17 protein-coding genes are annotated in these 17,274 nt (G+C 68.7%); 7 read left to right on the forward strand and 10 right to left on the reverse strand.

Annotated features, from left to right (window positions below; all coding sequences use genetic code 11):
• Window positions 1-6 precede the first annotated feature (6 nt).
• Window positions 7-912 carry an SMI1/KNR4 family protein gene (locus tag GTZ93_RS29220; protein WP_139915034.1) on the forward strand — a complete coding sequence of 302 codons (906 nt, stop codon included), beginning with the start codon at window positions 7-9 and terminating at the stop codon, window positions 910-912.
• A 22-nt stretch (window positions 913-934) separates the two neighbouring features.
• On the opposite strand, the gene GTZ93_RS29225 is transcribed toward GTZ93_RS29220, so the two are convergent.
• On the reverse strand, window positions 935-2,782 hold the full coding sequence (locus GTZ93_RS29225; protein ID WP_139915035.1) for a M48 family metallopeptidase: 1,848 nt from the start codon (window positions 2,780-2,782) through the stop codon (window positions 935-937).
• A gap of 358 nt (window positions 2,783-3,140) precedes the next feature.
• Between GTZ93_RS29225 and GTZ93_RS29230 the strand changes: the two genes are divergently transcribed.
• Both GTZ93_RS29230 and GTZ93_RS29235 read left to right on the forward strand, forming a co-directional pair.
• Window positions 3,141-4,532, forward strand: a complete 1,392-nt coding sequence (locus GTZ93_RS29230) for an SH3 domain-containing protein (protein WP_139915036.1) — start codon at window positions 3,141-3,143, stop codon at window positions 4,530-4,532.
• 219 nt (window positions 4,533-4,751) lie between these two features.
• Window positions 4,752-6,686 carry a bifunctional metallophosphatase/5'-nucleotidase gene (locus GTZ93_RS29235; RefSeq protein ID WP_139915037.1) on the forward strand — a complete coding sequence of 645 codons (1,935 nt, stop codon included), beginning with the start codon at window positions 4,752-4,754 and terminating at the stop codon, window positions 6,684-6,686.
• A 14-nt stretch (window positions 6,687-6,700) separates the two neighbouring features.
• On the opposite strand, the gene GTZ93_RS29240 is transcribed toward GTZ93_RS29235, so the two are convergent.
• Window positions 6,701-7,429, reverse strand: a complete 729-nt coding sequence (locus GTZ93_RS29240) for a helix-turn-helix transcriptional regulator (protein WP_257978909.1) — start codon at window positions 7,427-7,429, stop codon at window positions 6,701-6,703.
• 163 nt (window positions 7,430-7,592) lie between these two features.
• Between GTZ93_RS29240 and GTZ93_RS29245 the strand changes: the two genes are divergently transcribed.
• Window positions 7,593-8,354 (forward strand): SDR family oxidoreductase, encoded by a 762-nt coding sequence (locus GTZ93_RS29245; protein WP_139915039.1) that lies wholly within the window; start codon window positions 7,593-7,595, stop codon window positions 8,352-8,354.
• A 25-nt stretch (window positions 8,355-8,379) separates the two neighbouring features.
• Here GTZ93_RS29245 and GTZ93_RS29250 read toward each other — a convergent pair whose 3' ends face one another.
• The 6 genes from GTZ93_RS29250 to GTZ93_RS29275 are packed head-to-tail and all read right to left on the reverse strand — an operon-like array spanning window position 8,380 to window position 11,141.
• Entirely contained in the window at window positions 8,380-8,826 is a 447-nt protein-coding gene (locus GTZ93_RS29250) for a hypothetical protein (RefSeq protein WP_139915040.1), read from the reverse strand.
• Between the two features lie 11 nt (window positions 8,827-8,837).
• Window positions 8,838-9,332, reverse strand: coding sequence for a hypothetical protein (locus tag GTZ93_RS29255; protein WP_139915041.1), 495 nt, complete (start codon window positions 9,330-9,332; stop codon window positions 8,838-8,840).
• 51 nt (window positions 9,333-9,383) lie between these two features.
• A complete protein-coding gene (locus GTZ93_RS29260; RefSeq protein ID WP_139915042.1) occupies window positions 9,384-9,815 on the reverse strand; it encodes a DUF1801 domain-containing protein in 432 nt (143 codons plus the stop codon).
• Window positions 9,812-10,228 (reverse strand): DoxX family protein, encoded by a 417-nt coding sequence (locus GTZ93_RS29265; protein ID WP_139915043.1) that lies wholly within the window; start codon window positions 10,226-10,228, stop codon window positions 9,812-9,814. The genes GTZ93_RS29260 and GTZ93_RS29265 overlap by 4 nt, the downstream gene beginning before the upstream one ends.
• An 11-nt stretch (window positions 10,229-10,239) precedes the next feature.
• The gene (locus tag GTZ93_RS29270) at window positions 10,240-10,806 is read right to left on the reverse strand and encodes an SRPBCC family protein (RefSeq protein WP_120580551.1); all 567 of its coding nucleotides are present in this window, start codon (window positions 10,804-10,806) and stop codon (window positions 10,240-10,242) included.
• Window positions 10,803-11,141: an ArsR/SmtB family transcription factor gene (locus tag GTZ93_RS29275; protein ID WP_120616531.1), complete on the reverse strand. Its 339-nt coding sequence runs from the start codon at window positions 11,139-11,141 to the stop codon at window positions 10,803-10,805. The genes GTZ93_RS29270 and GTZ93_RS29275 overlap by 4 nt, the downstream gene beginning before the upstream one ends.
• 192 nt (window positions 11,142-11,333) lie before the next feature.
• Between GTZ93_RS29275 and GTZ93_RS29280 the strand changes: the two genes are divergently transcribed.
• A complete protein-coding gene (locus GTZ93_RS29280) occupies window positions 11,334-13,823 on the forward strand; it encodes a fibronectin type III domain-containing protein (protein ID WP_139915044.1) in 2,490 nt (829 codons plus the stop codon).
• A gap of 4 nt (window positions 13,824-13,827) precedes the next feature.
• Here the strand turns inward: GTZ93_RS29280 and GTZ93_RS29285 are convergent, their stop codons facing one another.
• Complete coding sequence (locus GTZ93_RS29285) at window positions 13,828-14,433, reverse strand: glutathione S-transferase family protein (RefSeq protein WP_139915045.1); 606 nt, start codon at window positions 14,431-14,433, stop codon at window positions 13,828-13,830.
• A gap of 104 nt (window positions 14,434-14,537) precedes the next feature.
• Between GTZ93_RS29285 and GTZ93_RS29290 the strand changes: the two genes are divergently transcribed.
• Window positions 14,538-15,431 (forward strand): LysR family transcriptional regulator, encoded by an 894-nt coding sequence (locus tag GTZ93_RS29290; protein WP_167548475.1) that lies wholly within the window; start codon window positions 14,538-14,540, stop codon window positions 15,429-15,431.
• A 3-nt stretch (window positions 15,432-15,434) separates the two neighbouring features.
• Here the strand turns inward: GTZ93_RS29290 and GTZ93_RS29295 are convergent, their stop codons facing one another.
• Window positions 15,435-16,595, reverse strand: coding sequence for a serine hydrolase domain-containing protein (locus tag GTZ93_RS29295; protein WP_139915047.1), 1,161 nt, complete (start codon window positions 16,593-16,595; stop codon window positions 15,435-15,437).
• A 344-nt stretch (window positions 16,596-16,939) separates the two neighbouring features.
• Here GTZ93_RS29295 and GTZ93_RS29300 point away from each other — a divergent pair, with 344 nt between their 5' ends.
• Window positions 16,940-17,272, forward strand: a complete 333-nt coding sequence (locus GTZ93_RS29300; RefSeq protein WP_139915048.1) for a hypothetical protein — start codon at window positions 16,940-16,942, stop codon at window positions 17,270-17,272.
• The last annotated feature ends 2 nt before the right edge of the window (window positions 17,273-17,274 follow it).

The raw sequence follows: 17,274 nt of genomic DNA on the forward strand, positions 1-17,274 counted from the left end.
CTGGGCATGATCGACCCACGCTTTCCCGCCAGGCTCCTGGAAGACCTCTCCGAGCCGCGCACCATCGCCGGGCCGAGGACGCGCCTCAATCTCGACAGGTGGGGCGATGAGAGCGACGAACTGCCCCCCGGACTGGTTCCCTTCGCCAGGGATGGGGGCGGCGGCGTCTGGTACCTCGACGTCGAGGACCGGCTGAAGAAGGGCGTGGGGGCCGTCTTCTACCTCCACATGAGCGAGACGTACGGCGACACCCGCTATATGGCGTCGTCCTATGACGAGCTCCTGCAGCGCGTCTCCGAGGGCCTGCACCCGGATGACATGCCCTCCTTCGATGCGCTCGCGTCGCGGCAGGCTCCGAAGGGAGTGCGCGTGCCGGGCATCGAAGGCCTGGTGGACGTCGAGCGCATCCATGCGAGCACCGGCAGACCCGCGCTCGTGACCGTGCATGACAACGCGCGCTGCGAGGGAGGCTTCGTTGCTCGGGCGGGCACGTCCGTCTACATGACCGACGCGGGCCGCATCCACTTCGTCACCCTGGCGGAACGCGCGGTCGTGGACGGCATCCCGTGCGCTGGGGACACGGTGCTCGCCCCTCATCCGATGACGGGACGCCCGCTGCGCTTCACCCCGGCCGAGCCCATCGTCGTCGACGGCATCCCGCTGGCCCCCTTCCACGAGGTCATGGTCGAGGATCCCATCTACTCCCCCGGAATGTCCGGCGTGCTGGCCCGCGACCACGACGTGGAGGGGCTCCCCCTGGCCGCCGGCACCCCGGTGCATTTCCTCCACGGGAGTCTCTTCAACGGCACGTTGCGCGCCGACGCGAACGTCGCGGGGACCCCGCTTCCCGCCGGCACCTCGTTCGAGCTCGCGAACGGAGTTCTCTACCGCACCCGCCCGCCGGCGACGTGACGCCAGCGGGCGGAGCTCCTGCTCAAGCGGCCTGCGAGTCCGAGCGGTGCGCCTTCATGAACCGGTGTCGTCCCAGGTAGCGCTCGAAGGCCTCCAGCACCGCGTCCTGCTCCTTCAGCTTGCTCAAGCAGATGGCGCGCCCGCCCTTGAAGCGGCCCTCGCCGGTGACCTTCAGGTCCAGGTACTTCTTGAACATGCGGTCGGCGGTGGAGGCGGAGGCGATCCGCTCGAACTCGACGGGCTCTTCCCACTCCGAGCAGCTCACCTGCGAGTAGTCCATCCGCACCTCGTAGCCGGCCTCCTTGCCCTCGAAGACGAGCGGCGGGAAGAACTTCTCCACGTGCTGCCGCTCCTCGTCCGTGGACGGCTCGTAACGGCACGCGAGCGCCAGGTCATGGGCCTGGGAGAAGCGCGCCTCGTAGGCGCCCCACAGCCGCGCCTCGATGGCCTCCGCGTCCTCGAAGGCCTCCGCCCACGAAGACTCCACGGGCTCCAGGAGCACCTGCGCCATGTCCGCGGGCTTGAGGTGGACGCCCACGTTCTCCATGCGCGCGCCCAGCGGCGGGTGTGAGTCGAACGGATGGGGTGTCACGGCGCCCTGCAGGTCGTCGTGCACCGCCTCCGACTGGGCGTATTCGGAGAAGCCGTGCGCGACCCGCTGCGAGATGCCCACCGACTGGTGCTGCTCGTCCTGGGCGAAGAGCTTCGCCTCCACGCGGTCCCGGAAGCTCGAGTACGCGCCCACCTTCACCAGCGAGCGGGCGATGTCCTGCCCCGACGTGACACCCGCCGCCAGCCGGTCCGCCGCGAGCTCGCTGGCGCGACGGCTGCGGCCCAGGGACAGCTCGAACAGCCCGCGGTAGGCCGCCATGAAATAGAAGACAGGGCGCGTCACGCCGCCCTCGTACAGCGTCTCCAGGTAGTGGCCGAAGTGCGAGAGCATGGGCGCCAGCCGCTTGCCGTGCCCGGTGTCGCCGCCCAGCAGGTGCCCCATCTCGTGCGCCAGCACGGCCTCCGCTTCGGAGCGCTCCAGCAGGCGCAGCAGGGACAGGCTCACGAAGAGCGTGCGGCCGGAGAGGATGCGCCCGTCCACGCGCACGTCGTTCTCCGTGACGAAGAAGTTGGTGTCGATGCCCGCGAGGATGTGGTCGGGCGGTGTCGTCTGGAGCCGCTCGCACAGCCGGCGCACGCAGGCCCACAGCTCCGGGGCGCGCGCTTCGGGAACCTCTTCCGCCTCCACGTCGAAGTCCATGGGCGGGCGGAGGAAGATGGCCACCACCACCAGGAAGACGGCGGCCGCCGCCATGAGGGCCATGATGCCGATGAGCTTCGGGTAGTAGCGATCGGCCCAGAGCGCGGTCACCCAGTAGGAGAGCCACACCAGCAGCACACCCTGCCCCAGCACCTGGAGCGCGCTGGCGACCCGGAGCACGAGCCAGCCCACCACGAAGCTGCCGTACTGGAAGGGACGCGAGATGAACGCCGCCAGGCCGCACAGGAGCGCGACCGCCGTGGAGGCAAGCCCGAGCGCCAGCAGGACCCAGGAGGCCAGGTACGCCCACCCGAACTGCTTCGCATCCGAGCACGCTTCGCCCAGGCTGTTGCGGTAGCGCGCCAGGTCCTCACTGTCGCTCGTGCAGGCCGCCGACGCGGGGACCTCGCGGTAGAAGGCGAGCGCCTCCTGGCGGTCCTCCGCGCTCAACTCCGTGTCGCGTCCAATCTGCTTCTCGATGACTTCGAACACCTGCGCGTCGAAGCGGTCGGAGGCATGGCCGGAGAACCAGAGCCCGAACAGCGGCAGGGCGAAGAGCAGCAGCGCGGGCAACACGAGGCTGCGGACGAAACCAGGGGACTTGCGAGAAGAGGCCATGATGATTGGGGACGCAGCATAGCGCGGCGCACGCCCTGCCCCATCCCCTGCTCCGTCTCTATCGCGACATGGCCGACCTCGAAGCCATGGAGCGCCTCATGGCGCGGGCGCATGCACGGGCTGGGCGCCAGGCGCGCCATCGTGCACGCATTCGAAGACACCCCGGCGTCCGCTGCCAGTCCCCCGAATTCGCCGTGGTGGACCGCGATCTCGGCCACATTCTGGAGTCCCCCTGATTGCTCCACCCTGCGAAATAGCCCCCACTGAGAGTTCGTTCTCCCGATAGGAGAGCAACCGATCTTCAGCGGGAGCAGAACCCATGTGCCACCTGGCCTTCCCTTCTCCTCAGATGTGGCGCATGCGCGTGCTTTCGCTCGCGGTGATGGGGGCCGCGGCAAGCCTCGCCGCCTGCGCCGCGCCGTCCGCGCTCGCGGTGTCTCCGTCCGGGGTGCCCGCGTTCAGCGAAGACATGCTGTCGCCCGAGTTCTGGATCCGCCGCGCGCCGTCTCCCGATGTGGTGCTGCTCGATGCCGGCCAGGTGGCGGCGAAGCGCGAACTCGCGTTCGGTCCGGAAGGCGGACTGATCGACCTGAAGGCCATCCCCGCCACGCTGACACGGGCACAGGTCGCGGGCTGGGTCAGGGATGCGCAGCAGACGCCCATCAAAGCGGCCATCAACGAGCAGGGCCGCCCCGTGACGGAGGCGATGCTCGACGAGCTTCGCCAGAACGCGTCGGCCGAGCACATCCCTGAAACCACCGCCGCGCGCCATGGCCTCAGCGTGCGGCGCACATATCTGCGCTCGCTGCCGTCCGGCCAGCGGTTCTTCGCTTCGGAAGACCTGCGCGACTACGAGAGCCTTCAGGCCGGCGTCCTGTTCCCGGGCGAGCCGGTCGTCATCGCGCATCAGAGCGCGGACCAGCAATGGCTGTTCGTCCAGACGACGCAGGGTCCCGCGTGGGTCCAGCGCGGCGACATCGCGGAAGGCACGGCGGACGCGGTGTTCTCCTACGTGGCGAAGGCGCCTGGGCGCGTCGTCACCGGCGACCAGGTGCGCACGGTCTTCACGCCGGAAGCGCCGGGGGTGTCCGAGCTGGAGCTCGACATGGGGGTCGCGCTGCCACGAGCTGACGTGTCGCCCGGCGAGCCCGTCAATGGCGCCAGCAGCTATGCCTCATGGCCGGTGCAGTTGCCGGTGCGCGAAGAAGACGGCTCGCTGGCCTTCCGGAGCGTGCTGCTGCGCCGGACCGCCGACACCGCGCCGGGCTATCTGCCGCTGACCCGCGCCAACATCCTCCGCCAGTCCTTCAAGTTCCTCGGCGAGCGCTACGGCTGGGGGCACCAGTTCAATGCGCGCGACTGCAGCGGCCTGACCAGCGAGGTGTACCGCAGCATGGGGCTGCTCCTGCCGCCCAACTCCGGGATGCAAGGGAAGAGCGCGGCGATGAACCACCGCCTCTTCACGGCGCAGGACTCACACGCCGAACGGGTGCGCGCGCTGGAACAGGCGGAGGTGGGCGACCTCGTCGTCGTCCCCGGCCATGTGCTGATGATCATCGGCCACGTGAACGGCGAGCCCTACGTCATCCAGGATGTCCCGTATGCCGTGTTCAAGGACCCGGCCACGCAGCAGGTCCGCAAGACGAAGCTCAACCAGGTGTCGGTCACCCCGCTGCTGCCGCTGTACGCCGACGACACGCCCCTGTACGTGGACGCGATGACGAGCCTCGTGCACGTCACGCGGCCCTAGAGCGCCGAACAGGTCAGGTCACGCTGCGAGTTGGTAACGCGCGGCGACCTCGAGGTTTTGGACGACCGCGAGTCGCCTGAGGTCAAAGCGGTTGCGGCGCGTGCCTCGGTAACATCGTGACGCTGCGCCCCTTGCCGGATGCGCCGTGCCGCCATGAAGTCGCGCCATCGTCCACGAACCAGAGTAGGCTCCCCCTCCCTGTTCGTTGGAGTTCCGTCGATGCCACAAGCCACACCGCGCTCGTCACTTCAGGGAGCGCGTCCCAGCGTCTTCCTGCTCGCCGGAGCGTTCGTCACCGGCATGTTCCTCTTCGCCCATGGCGGCTGCGGAGGTGACGAGTGCCAGGACGCCGCCGGCTGCCGTGAAGACAAGGGACCGCCGGCTTCGAACACGGAGTGGGTCTGCGAGGACAAGCGCTGTGAGCAGCATTCCGTCCAGGTGCCGCCCCCGGATTCCGGCACGGACTCGGGGATGCCCGACTCGGGGATGCCCGACTCGGGGATGCCCGACTCGGGGATGCCCGACGCGGGGACGCCCGACGCGGGTCCCACCACGGTGAGCGTGCAGGTGCTCGCGTTCAATGACTTCCACGGGCAGCTCGAGGAGCCCGCGGGCCAGATTCTGACGGGCGTGGCCCCCGACGGTGGACAGGTGCGGGTGAACGCGGGCGGCGTGACGTACTTCGCCCGGCACATCGCGGCCCTGCGGGCCACCAATCCGAACACGGTGGTGGTAGCGGCGGGAGACCTCATCGGCGCCTCCCCGCTGCTGTCGGGGCTCTTCCACGACGAGCCCACCGTCGAGGCGATGAACCTGATTGGCCTGGACCTGGTCGCGGTGGGCAACCACGAGTTCGACGAGGGCAGCACGGAGCTGTTGCGCATGCAGTCGGGCGGCTGCCACCCGGTGGATGGCTGCCTGGACGGGGATGGCTTCCCGGGCGCGAAGTTCAAGTTCCTGGCGGCCAACGTGGCTACGAGCGTGGACCGCACGCTGTTCCCCCGCTACGACGTGCGCGAGTTCGAGGGCGTGAAGGTGGCCTTCATCGGCATGACGTTGGAGAACACGCCGGAAAGCGTCATACCCACGGGCGTGGCGGGGCTCACCTTCAAGGACGAAGTGCAGACGGTGAACGCGCTGGTGCCGGAGCTGCGGCGGCAGGGCGTCGAAGCCATCATCGTGGTGGTGCACCAGGGCGGAATTCCGACCTCGGGCTCGCTGGTGAACGAATGCAAGGGCGCGGGTGCGGACGGCCTCATCTCAGGTGCCATCGTGGGCATGGCCAAGGGCCTCAACGACGCGGTGGATGTCATCGTCAGCGGCCACACGCATCAGGCCTACAACTGCGTCATCGATGGCAAGGTCGTCACGAGCGCCTCGTCGATGGGGCAGCTCGTCACGGACATCGACCTGACGTTGAGCAAGGCGACGGGCGACGTCTTGGAGGCGCGAGCGAACAACGTCATCGTCACTCGCGACGTGCAGGAGGTCGGCGCGGTGAAGGAGCTGGTGACGAAGTACCAGGAGCTCGTCACGCCGAGGGCCAACCGGGTCATCGGATGGGTGTCGCAGACGCTCAGGACACAGACGGACTCCGCGGGCCAGTCCACCCTGGGCTTCGTCATCGCGGACTCGCATCTGGAGGCGACGAAGCCCGCGAACCTGGGTGGGGCGCAGGTGGCCTTCATGAACCCGGGCGGCATGCGCGCGAACATCGCCCAGGGCGAGGTCACCTACGGCGAGGCCTTCACCACGCAGCCGTTCGGCAACAGCCTGGTCACCCTGACGCTGACGGGCGCGCAAATCGAGCAACTGCTGGAGCGGCAGTGGCGGCCGTCGGGAGCCACCCTCATGCTGCTTCCGTCGGCGGGCTTCACCTATGCGTTCAGCGCGTCGGCGCCCATCGGAAGCCGCGTCGACCCGGCGTCCATCCGGATCAACGGCGTGCCAGTGAGCCTGACGGCGGAGTACCGCGTCACCGCGAACAACTACCTCGCGAGTGGGAGTGATGGCTTCCCGGTGTTCGCCGAGGGGACGAACCGGCTGGGTGGTGCCGTGGACAGCGACGCGCTGGAGGCATACCTGAAGGCGCACAGCAGTATGGCGAGCCCCTTGCCCACCCCCGCGCTCAATCGCATCACCCTGCTGCCCTAGGGCTCATCGAGCGGCTACGCCTGGATGCGCCACTCCGGCCTCGTGCTCGCGTATCGCGCTGGAGTCGTTCCGACGATGCGCCGGAAGTGGCGGTTCAGCTGACTCTGGTCGTAGAAGCCGACGCGCGTCGCGACCTCCGACGCCCGGAGGCCGCTTTCGAGCAACACCTTCGCCCATGCGATGCGCAGGTGCATGAGGTACGCGTGCGGCGGCATCCCGACCTGGGCGCGGAACGCGCGGCAGAGATGGAACTTGTCGTAGCCGGCATGGTCCGCGAGGTCATCCAGCGTGATGGCGTCCCCCACGCGCTCGCGGAGGTACTCCATCGCCCGTCGCACCGGCCGCGTGTGGTCCGGCGTGGCGCCCCTCAAGACCGTGAACGCCTCCACGGCTTCGACCACCGCGACCTCCAGCGTAAGGCGATCCGCGCCCGCGGCGACCGCGTCGTGGAGACGCTGGAAGGCAAGGCCCCGCTCGTCGCCGGGCTTGAAGTGGGGATGCGCGACGACCTTCCCCTCATGGCGGATGCGCTCGATGTCGCGCTCGGGCAGCACGACGGCCTGGTAGGTCATCGTCCCGTCGTGCGCGACGTCGCGGTGCACGTCGCCCGGCTGCTTCAGGTGGATCTCGCCGGGCCCGCCAGTCCAGACCCGGCCCCTCCCCCACCACTCGCTGCGCCCGCGCTCGATGCGCATGGACGCGTGGAATTCCTTCATGCCGACGCGAAGCAGGTCGGTCGTCATGCGCACGGCCCGGAGGCCAGGGACCGAGACCGGGATCGCGTCGAGGGTGAACATCCCCTCAGTGTAAGGAGCTTCGGCGGCCCTGGCTTGGCGTTTCTTGGCACGAAATCTCCGCCAAGAAGCGCCAAGCGCGCGTGCCACCTGCCCCCGTATCTCCCCGGGCATGAACGACAAACAAGTCGCCCTCGTCACCGGGGCAAACAAGGGCATCGGACTGCGGATCGCCAAGGACCTCGCCGCGCACGGCTTCACGGTGCTCGTCGGCTCACGTGACCTCGCCCGTGGCGAGGCAGCGGCGAAGACCGTCGCCGGTGACGCCCGTGCGCTCGCGCTCGACGTCACGGACGCGAAGTCGATCTCGGCCGCGGCGGAGCGCATCCGACAGGAGCTGGGGCGACTGGACGTGCTCGTGAACAACGCGGGCATCGCCCGTTCGGGCAGGCAGGCGCCCAAGCAGGGCCAGCCGCTGGCGGAGCGCGCGAAGGCGGGCCGTGCGACCGTCGCGCCGCTCGACGAGTTCCGCGCGGTGTTCGAGACGAACGTGTTCGGAGTGATCGCCGTCACGCAAGCGATGCTCCCGCTCCTTCGGGAAGCGCCGGCGGGGCGCATCGTCAACGTCTCGAGCGGGGTCGGCTCTCTCACGAACAACTCGGACCCGGCGAACCCGTACCGCGCGATGTACGGGGTCTACTCGTCGTCGAAGTCGGCCCTCAACGCCATCACGCTCGCCTTCGCCCTGGACCTGGAGTCGACCCGCATCAAGGTGAACGCGGTGTGCCCGGGCTTCACCGCCACGGATCTCAACAACTTCCAGGGTACCCGCACCGTCGAGCAGGCCGCGCGCGCGCCCGTGCGCATGGCGCTCCTCGGACCGGACGGCCCCACGGGCACCTACTCGGACGACCAGGGCGTCATTCCCTGGTGACGCGGGCTCCCCCGCCCCGATACCGCTACAGGGGGCGCAGGGAGGCCCGGTCGATATCGACGGAGTCCTCGTCGTCCTCGTCATGACCGGAAGAGGCTTCACTGGCCCGGAAGCGCTTGCCTTCGGGCGTGACGAGGAACCAGGAGGTGGCGACCGCCGGATCGTCCGCGGGAGGAGAGACAAGGAGCTCCTCGCCAAGCAGTGCGGCGACCCGGGTGGCCACCTCCACCGACGTGAGCCCCGAGGACTCTCGAGTGCGGGAGACATCGACGTAGAGGGTCACATCCGTGCGGAAGCCTTTGGACCGGAGCGCGGTCTCGACGAGCACCGCCGCATCCGAGGGGCCGTCCACGTCGAAGCGCGCCACACCTTCGGGAGGGAGACCGAGCGCGCGGCCGATGCTGTCGAAGAGGCGAGCTTCCTCCACGGCGCCCCGCGCGATGAATCCGACAACCTGTCTTTCCGGCTGCATGGCTCTCCCTCTCAACCCGCTTTGTGCGCCTTGAGCGCGGCCTTCCTGTCGCCCTGGGACGTGCCCATCTTGTCCAGGATCTCCTTGGCGCGCGGGGTGTCGTCAAACTTGTTGTAGACCCCCAATGCCTTGAAGGCCGAGCGGTTCAGCTCATGGAACCCGGTGCCACGGATGGGATACAGCGTACCATTGTCGTGGGCCCCATAGGTCCGCCCGCCAAGCGTCCAGGTCACGGTCCCCGAATCGCTGCCCTTCTTGGCCTTGCCGTCGTTGATGTCCTTCACATCCCGGCTGACATCGACCCGCGACTCGATGACGGTGTTCTTGTCCTTGGCGACGGAGGACTGGTCGACCTTGCGGATGTAGTGCCGGTCCGCGGGCCGGGACGTGGGCTTCGCGGGCTTCTCCGCCCACGCGGGCGGCGCGATGAGCAGGACACCGAGCGCCATCAGCACGGTGGCCAGGGTCAACGGGATGAAAGGCTTCCGGACAGCGGGACGAAGCATCGGAGGCTCTCCTGCGGAGGGGGATGCGGCCGTCCGGTAAGCCTCTCACAGTTACTTTGGACCTGGCTTGCGCTTCGCTCGCGAGGCCTTCGGCTTGCTCTTGCCTTCGAGGTTGAGCACCACCGCGGCGCGGATGAGCGCCTTGAAGGCTGCTTCGTTGATCTTGTCGCCTTCGTGGATGTCGATGGCGCGCCGGACGTTCCCGTCGAGGCTGGAGTTGAAGAGCCCTGAAGCGTCATTCAACGCGGCCCCCTTGATGAACGTCAGCTTGACGGCGGCCTTGTACGACTCGCCCGTGCAGATGATGCCGTCGTGGGACCAGACAGGGGTCCCCATCCACTTCCACTCCTCGACGACCTCGGGGTCCGCTGCGTGGATGAGCGCGCGCACCTTCGCGAGCGTCTTCCCACGCCAGTCCCCCAGGTCCTGGATCCGCTGGTCGATCAACTTGGACGCGGACTCCGTCGCGACGGCCTTCTTCATGCCCGCCCCGCCTGCAGGCTGCGCCAGGAGCCGTACGAGAGCACCCAGAGCACGCCGGTGACCGCCGCGAAGGCCCACGCCTCCGGGCCATCTCCCATTGCGAAGTGGGCGATGAGCGCCGAGACGAGATTGATGGCGAAGCCGGCGTAGGCCCACTCCTTGAGGCGCGCCGGCACCGGTGCGAGCAGCACCAGGATTCCGAGCAACTTGGCCCACGCCAGTTCCACCCGGAAGTAGCTGGGGAAGCCGAGCCGGGTGAACCCCTCCGCCGCATCCCGCAGGTTCAACTGCGCGTAGGCGGTGAAGCCCATCTCCAGGCAGAAGAGCGCGGTGGCGATCCAGAAGGTGATGGTCACGGCTTTGGGGGACGTCCTGGCGGCGACGAGCGCCGGCTTCGGCAGGGTCGATTCCATGGGGTGTTCCTTCACTCCTTCGAGTTGCTGGCCTTCCAGGTGGGACTCTGGACCCCGAACTGCTCCGCGTACTCGGAGTTCAAGCGCTGCCAGTCGTACTGCATCGCATCGGGCCCCACGATGCGGCCCATGGGGTCGCCTGAGAGGAGCTGCTCGAGCACGTCGAAGCAGATGTGCCAGCCCGCGGCGCCCCACGAGATGAAGCCCCGGTCGATGTTGTGCCAGAGCGTGAGCCGGGTACCGCCGACGCCCGTCGCCTCCAGCTCCCAGCGCAGGTCCTGCTGCCCCCAGCTGTACTCGAGCAGCTTCGGCTCTTCCGCCCGCCTCACGGTGGTCTCGGCGACCATGGGCGTCGGCGCACCGACCGTGGAGAGCTTCACCGGCCCCACGCTGGCCATGTTCCGGTCCGCGTCGAACGGCGCCCATTCAGCCAGGTGCGCGGGGTCGGTCAGCGCCTTCCACACCTTCGCCGGGGGATGACGCAGGTCCCGGACGAGGACGAGCGTCCACTTGTCGCCTGCCTTCTGGACACTGGCTCCGGCCGCGGGGCCGGGCGTGTACTTCGCACGGTGGCTCATCGTTTCTTTCCCTTCTTGGGTTCGGGTTCCTGGTCCATCCGGTCGAGATGGCGTTCGAGCGCGTCCACGTGGGCCGCCCAGAAGCGACGGAACGGCGCGAGCCACTCATCGACCTCCATGAGCGGCTCCGGCCGGATGCGATAGACGCGCCGTTGAGCGTCGACGCGCGACTCCACGAAGCCGGCGTCGCGCAGCACGCGGAGGTGCTTGGACACCGACGTCTGAGGCATCCGCAGCTGGTGCTCGATTTCGCCGACGGAGTGCTCCGACGCCGCCAGCAGGCTGAGGATGGCCCGGCGGTTCGGCTCCGCGATGATCGCGAACGATGATTCCATGCCCCATCTATGCCCACGACTTCATATACCCGTCAAGGCATATACGATTCCTGGCGGTGCCCAGGCGGGCCGCCTGGCCGTCTGGTGCTCAAGGAATGCGCTGCATCCAGGGCCGGCGGAACAGGAGCGCGTGGCCGAACAGCGCCGAGCCCACCAGGGCCGCGGGCAGCCACACGATAGAATGGCGCCAACATGATCTCTTCGCTGCTCGTTCGGACCCTTGCCATCGGTGTGTTGCTTCTGGGCGCGGCCGGTTGCACCGGCACTGTCGGCGGTCCGGATGGCGGCGGCGTTGTCGTGGACACGGACGCAGGCGTCGATGCGGGCTCCGATGCCGGCGTCGATGCTGGAGTCGTCTCGTGCGGCGAGCAGCCCGCGCGCCCTGCCCCGCCGACGAACCTCGCCGCGGCCAGCGTCTCCTCCTTCGAAGTCGCGCTGACGTGGGAGCCGTCGCCGGATGCGTTGGTCAAACGCTACCGCGTGCTGCGGGGCCTGGCGCTGGTCGGTCAGGTGCTTCGGCCGTCCTTCGCCCACCGTCCGGTCGTCCCGGGCGAGACGTACACGTACACCGTCACCGCGCTCACTGACGAAGGCGGCGAGAGCCTCCCGTCGAATCCGGTGACGGTGACCATCCCCGTGCCTCCGCCGGATGTGTTCTCCGCGCTGGCACCGGGACACTGGTACGAGTTTCCGGCGTCGAACCTGCGGGCCTCCGCGCTGTCCCCTTCCCTGTACCCGTGGCTCGGTCTGGGCGAGGGCATCAGCGGCATCATGGACGACTGGTCGAGCGGTGCGTTCGACACCCAGCGCGACCGGCTCTACATCTCCGGCGGCGGCCACAACGGCTACTACGGCAATGAGATCTACGGCTTCGACCTCCGGACGGGCGCGTGGGTGCGCCTGACCGATCCGGATCCCGTCGGCTCCGGGCAGGAGTGCCCCGACCGCGCGCTGGGGGTCAACTGCGCCATCCACACGTATGACGGGCTCGAGTACCTGCCGCCGCCCTTCGACCGGTTCCTCGCGATTGGTTGGGATGGCTGGCCGCAGACGGCGCTCAACCTCGACACGAACCGCTGGGAGAACCACCCCGACCTTCCGCAGCTGGGGACACGCACCGGCGCCAACAGCGCCTACGACCCCAACACGCGCGTCGTCTGGTACCACGCCGGCTCGCAGGCGCTGTCGTTCTGGGATCCTGTCACCGGCAAGTGGACGATCCGTGGCGAGGCGGATCAGCAGGGCTATTACAAGAACGCGGTCGTCGACCCGCGGCGCAAGCTCTACGTCGAGATTGGACAGGGCGTCACCGACACCACGGCCATCGACGCGCTGGGGAAGTTCGTTCCGAAGCGCGTGCGGCTCGCCACCACGGGCGCCCGGGAGATCGAAGACGGGGGCAATCCCGGCGTCGACTACGACGCGGTGACCGACCGCATCGTCGCGTGGAAGGGTGGCGGTGACGTCTACTCGCTGGACCTGGACACCCGCGTCTGGACGAAGCACACGGCGCTCAGCACGGTGGTGCCCGGTCCGGCCAACATGAACGGGACCTATGGCCGGTTCCGCTACGTGCCGAGCCTGAATGTCTTCGTGGTCGTGAACACCGTCGACACCCATGTCTTCGTGTACCGGCTCGATCCAAGGCCCGCTCGACTCTTGCGGCGCATCGACGTGACCGCGTCCACCGCGCCGGTCGAGGTGGGGATGGGTGGCAAGCTCCAGGTGACGGCGGTGTTCCAGGACGGGACCTCGGTCGCCGCAACCTCCGAAGTCACGTTCAGCTCGCTCGATCCGATGGTGGCGACCGTGGACGCGGTCGGTAGCTTCCGGGCCCTCAACCCGGGCCGGGCACGGCTGCAGGCCAGCTACACCGACCCGCTCACCCGGCGTGCGCTGGTGGGGGCGCTGGAGCTCGAAGTGGTGCCGATGGCGGGCGACGTCGTGCTCGAAGCGTTGCAGATCCAGCCTCCACCGACGCTCAAGGTGGTTCGTGGCAGGTCGGCGGGCATCAAGGCCGTGGGCTCCTTCCACCGCGGCACCGACGTCTTCACGCGCGACGTCACCTGCGAGGCCACCTGGAGCTCCGACGCTCCGGCCATCGCCACGGTGGCCCACGGCACGGTCCAGGGACTCTCGGAGGGCACCACGACGCTCCACGCGAAGGTCGGGACGGTCGAAGCCCAGGCGGCCCTGGACGTCATTCCGAACGCGACGCTCGATCTGATCGCCTTGAACTTCCAGCCTCCCGGAGCGCCGCTGGTGTCGGGCTGGGCGGTGGCGGACGACTCCGCCTTCGATGCGGCGCGCGGTTGGGGCTGGCAGGGCGCGGGCGGACTCCAGACCCGAGGCGACCGCAACGGCACCCAGGATCCACGCCTCGCCAGCTTCGTGCTGACGACGGGCGCGAAGTTCCGGGTCCAGGTCCCTGATGGCCGGTACCACGTGGCGGCCTCCGTCGGGGACAACAACTTCGGCGCGGGCCTCGCGAGCGTGGAGTTCGCGGGAACAGGCATCGCCTACGGCGTCGGCACAGGCAACACGGCGGGAGCCGGCATCGTCGAAGCCACTGCGGGCCAGGGCCTCGTCTTCGACGTCGTGGGCTCCATCAACTGGCTCGCGGGGATGCGGGTCAACGGCATGGATTTCAACGAGGCGCTCGCCGCGGCGAAGACCTGGTAGCGGATCACCCGGAGACCGCCCTGCGCACCGCGGGGCGTTGAGAGTGGCGCCTGACGTACGCCACCAGCTCCGGATACCCGTCGAGCAGCATCAGCGTGTTCGCGAGGTGGAGGATGGACGCCATCACCACGTCGGCGGCGGTGAAGGCCTCACCCACGAGGAATTCACGGCCGCCGAGTCCCTTTTGGATGAGGTCGAGAGCGGCCGTGAGCCGGGTCCTGAGCTTCGCGGCCTCCCCTTCCGGGACTTCGCGCGCCACCGGCGACTGCGCGTCCCGGTAGAACTCCATCACCAGGGGGTCGAGGCTCAACTCAGCGAAGACCATCCAGCCGTAATAAGGACCGCGCTCCGCGCTCCCCACCGGCGGCGCCAGATGCTTCTCGGGGAACCGGTCGGCCAGGTGCAGACAGATGGCCAGGGACTCGAGCAGCGTGACGTCCCCATCCACCAGGGCGGGGAGGTCTCCCAGCGGATGCACCGCCAGGTATTCAGGAGTGGTGTTCTCCTGCCGGGACAGGTCGAGCCTGACCAGCTCATAGGGCACGCCGAGTTCCTCCAACAGCCAGCGGGGACGGACCGCTCGGGTCCTGGGGGCGAAGTAGAGCTTCATGGGTGGCACTCCTGTGGGTTGCGTGAGGCCACACCATGCGTCCGCTGGAGCACCCGGACAATGCGGCCCCGGGCGAACTCATTGTCAGGTTAATCTTGACGGCCATGATTCCACCGGCCGACATGCTCCTCTTCGCGACAGTCGTCCGCGAGGAGAGCTTCACCCGCGCGGCGCTCAAGCTCGGCATCACCAAGCAGACCGTCAGCGAGCGCATCCGCCACCTGGAGGAGCGGCTGGGCGTACGGCTCCTGGAGCGGACCACGCGGCGACTGCGCGTGACGGGAGCAGGCGTGACGTACTCCGAGCGCTGCGCCGCCATCGCCGCGCTCATCGAAGAAGCGAACAGCGAGGTGCAGCAGGGCAAGGCGGATCCCACCGGCCTGATCCGGGTCTCCTCGCCGGTGCTCTACGGCCGGCGCTACCTCACGCCTGTCATCTCGAAGTTCCTCGGTCGCTATCCCCAGGCGCGGGTGGAGCTGGTGCTGGCGGACCGCCGTGTCCACCTCATCGAAGAGGGGTTCGACGTCGCCATCCACATCGGCCCGCTCAATGATTCGTCGCTCGTGGCGCGAAAGCTGGGAGAGGGCGCGGTCCGCTTCGTGGCCAGCCCCCGCTTCCTGTCGAAGCACGGCCCCCCGGCCGCCAGGGAGCTGGGCTCCGCACGCTGCATTGGATTCAGCGCGTTCGAGACGTGGGAGGCCGAGGGCGTGAAGTCCCGGATCGATCCGGTCCTGATGGTGAACGACAGCGAGCTCGCGTGCGACGCGGCCATCGCCGGGGTCGGCATCGCGCGGGTGCCGGACATCCTCTGCCAGGAGGCCATCCGGGACGGCCGGCTGAAGGTCCTCTTCGGCCCCCGGCCCGCGTCGATGCGGCCCATCCACGTCGTCTATCCCAGCCGGCTGAACCTTCCCCCCAAGGTCCGGCTCTTCGTGGACGCCCTTGCCACCCTGGCCGAGCCGGCGCCGTCGAAGCCCCGTGGCCGGAAGCGGACGTAGGGCTCACCGGGGCGCGGAAATGAAGATCTCCCCCAGCTGCGCTGCCTGCTCCTCCCCGAAGTCCGCGTAGGTGTTGCCCAGCAGGGCCACGACGAGTTGGGAGTCCGGGAAGAGCATCAGCATCGCGCGGCCGCCTTCGATGGCGCCCCGGTGGTGGAGGATGCGCCGTCCCTGCGCGGAGACACCGATGCGCCAGCCGAGGCCCACGCCCGTCTCCTTGCCGGACTTGAGCTTCTGCGAGGTGAAGAGGAGGGCCAGCGTCTCCTTGCGGAGGAAGCCGGGCTGGAGGTGGGCGGAGCCGAAGACGACCAGGTCCTCGGCGGTGGAGAGGAAGCCTCCTCCGGGCCACTTGTAGCTGTTGTCCACGTGGGCGGCGTGCTGGTGGCTGCCCTCCGGGCCGTTCGCATAGAAGCGCGTGCGGTGGGGAATCAGCTGGTGGGGATGATCCGCCCCGGTGTGGCGCATGCCCAGCGGCTCGAAGACAGCGTGCTGCATGTAGCGGAGGAACTCCTCGTGCGCGGCGCCTTCCACCACGGCGCCCACCAGATTGAAGCCATAACTGGAGTAGGCGTACGCCGTTCCGGGCTCGGACAGCAGCGCGTCGTCCTGGAAGAGGCCCATGGCCTGGGTGAGGCTGCTGAAGTGCCTCGCCTCCTGGAAGATGGCTTCATCCCGGTCCAGGTAGTGACGGATGCCCGCCAGATGCCCGGCGAGCTGGCGCGTGGTGATGGGCCATGGCTTCACGGGGAAGGACGGCACGTACTTCTGGATGGGGGCATCCAGGTTCAAGCTCCCCTCCTCCACCAGACGGGCCACCGCGGCGGCGGTGAGGACCTTGGACACGCTGCCCACGCGGAAGCGGGTCAGCGGGGTGACGGGGATGCCCTGCTCAAGGTCCGCGTAGCCAAAGCCTTCGGACCAGAGGACCTGTCCGCGATGCGCGACGGCCACGGAGAGGCCCGGCAGCTGGAAGTCCTTGAGCAACTTCTGGGCGAAGGCCCGCGCCTGCTGGACCTGTGCTTCATGGCGCGAGGAAGCAGGCGGGAGCGGATACGACGCGTTCGGCGCGGCGCTCGCGGGTGCCACCGCGAACAGCGTGCCCAGGACGAGGGCGGACAACCTCAGGACGCTCGGGCGCGGGGCCAGGGCGGATGACGCGGGCATGGAGTGCCTCCGTGGAGAATGAGCGGACGCCACCGTGCCCGCGCGAATGGCTCGCGGGGAAGGTGTTCAGCCGGCGGGGACTGCCTCGCGGCGAACCGGCCCGCCCGTGCGGCGAACGGGCAGACCCTAAAACGCAACACAGTTGCATTTAAATCCGTGGCGCAGTACTTGGAACCACCCTGGCGTTCACCTGACGGGACAAATCCATGCCTGAATCGGACAACAACGCAGTCACGACGGAGGGGGGGCTTCCCGGTGCGTCCTGTGACTGCCTCCACCATCGGGCGGAGGCATCACGCCCCGGGGGCCGCTGGGCTTCATGGGTACCGCTCCTGGCGTGTGCCGTGTGCCCGGGACACCTTTCGGCCTATGCGCAGGTGCTGTCCTTCGTGGGGATCGGCGCCTCGCTCTCCGAGTCTACCCATCAGCTTGTCCTGGGGGTGGCCATCGCCCTGTCACTCGCCGTGAATGCATGGAGGGCGTGGCGCCTTCGCAGCCTGACTCCGCTCGCGATTTCAGGAACTGGTGGCGGACTGCTCGTCCTCAGTCATGCGCTGGATGAGAACGCGCTGCTGCTCTGGAGCGGCGCCGCGGTGCTGCTGGGAGGGATTCTCTGGGAACGCCAGGTGTGGCCGCGACTCCCGCTGCGCCGTGCCTCCACGACCCTGGCTTCGTGACG

The sequence above is a fragment of the Corallococcus exiguus genome, from assembly GCF_009909105.1.
GTDB lineage: Bacteria > Myxococcota > Myxococcia > Myxococcales > Myxococcaceae > Corallococcus > Corallococcus exiguus.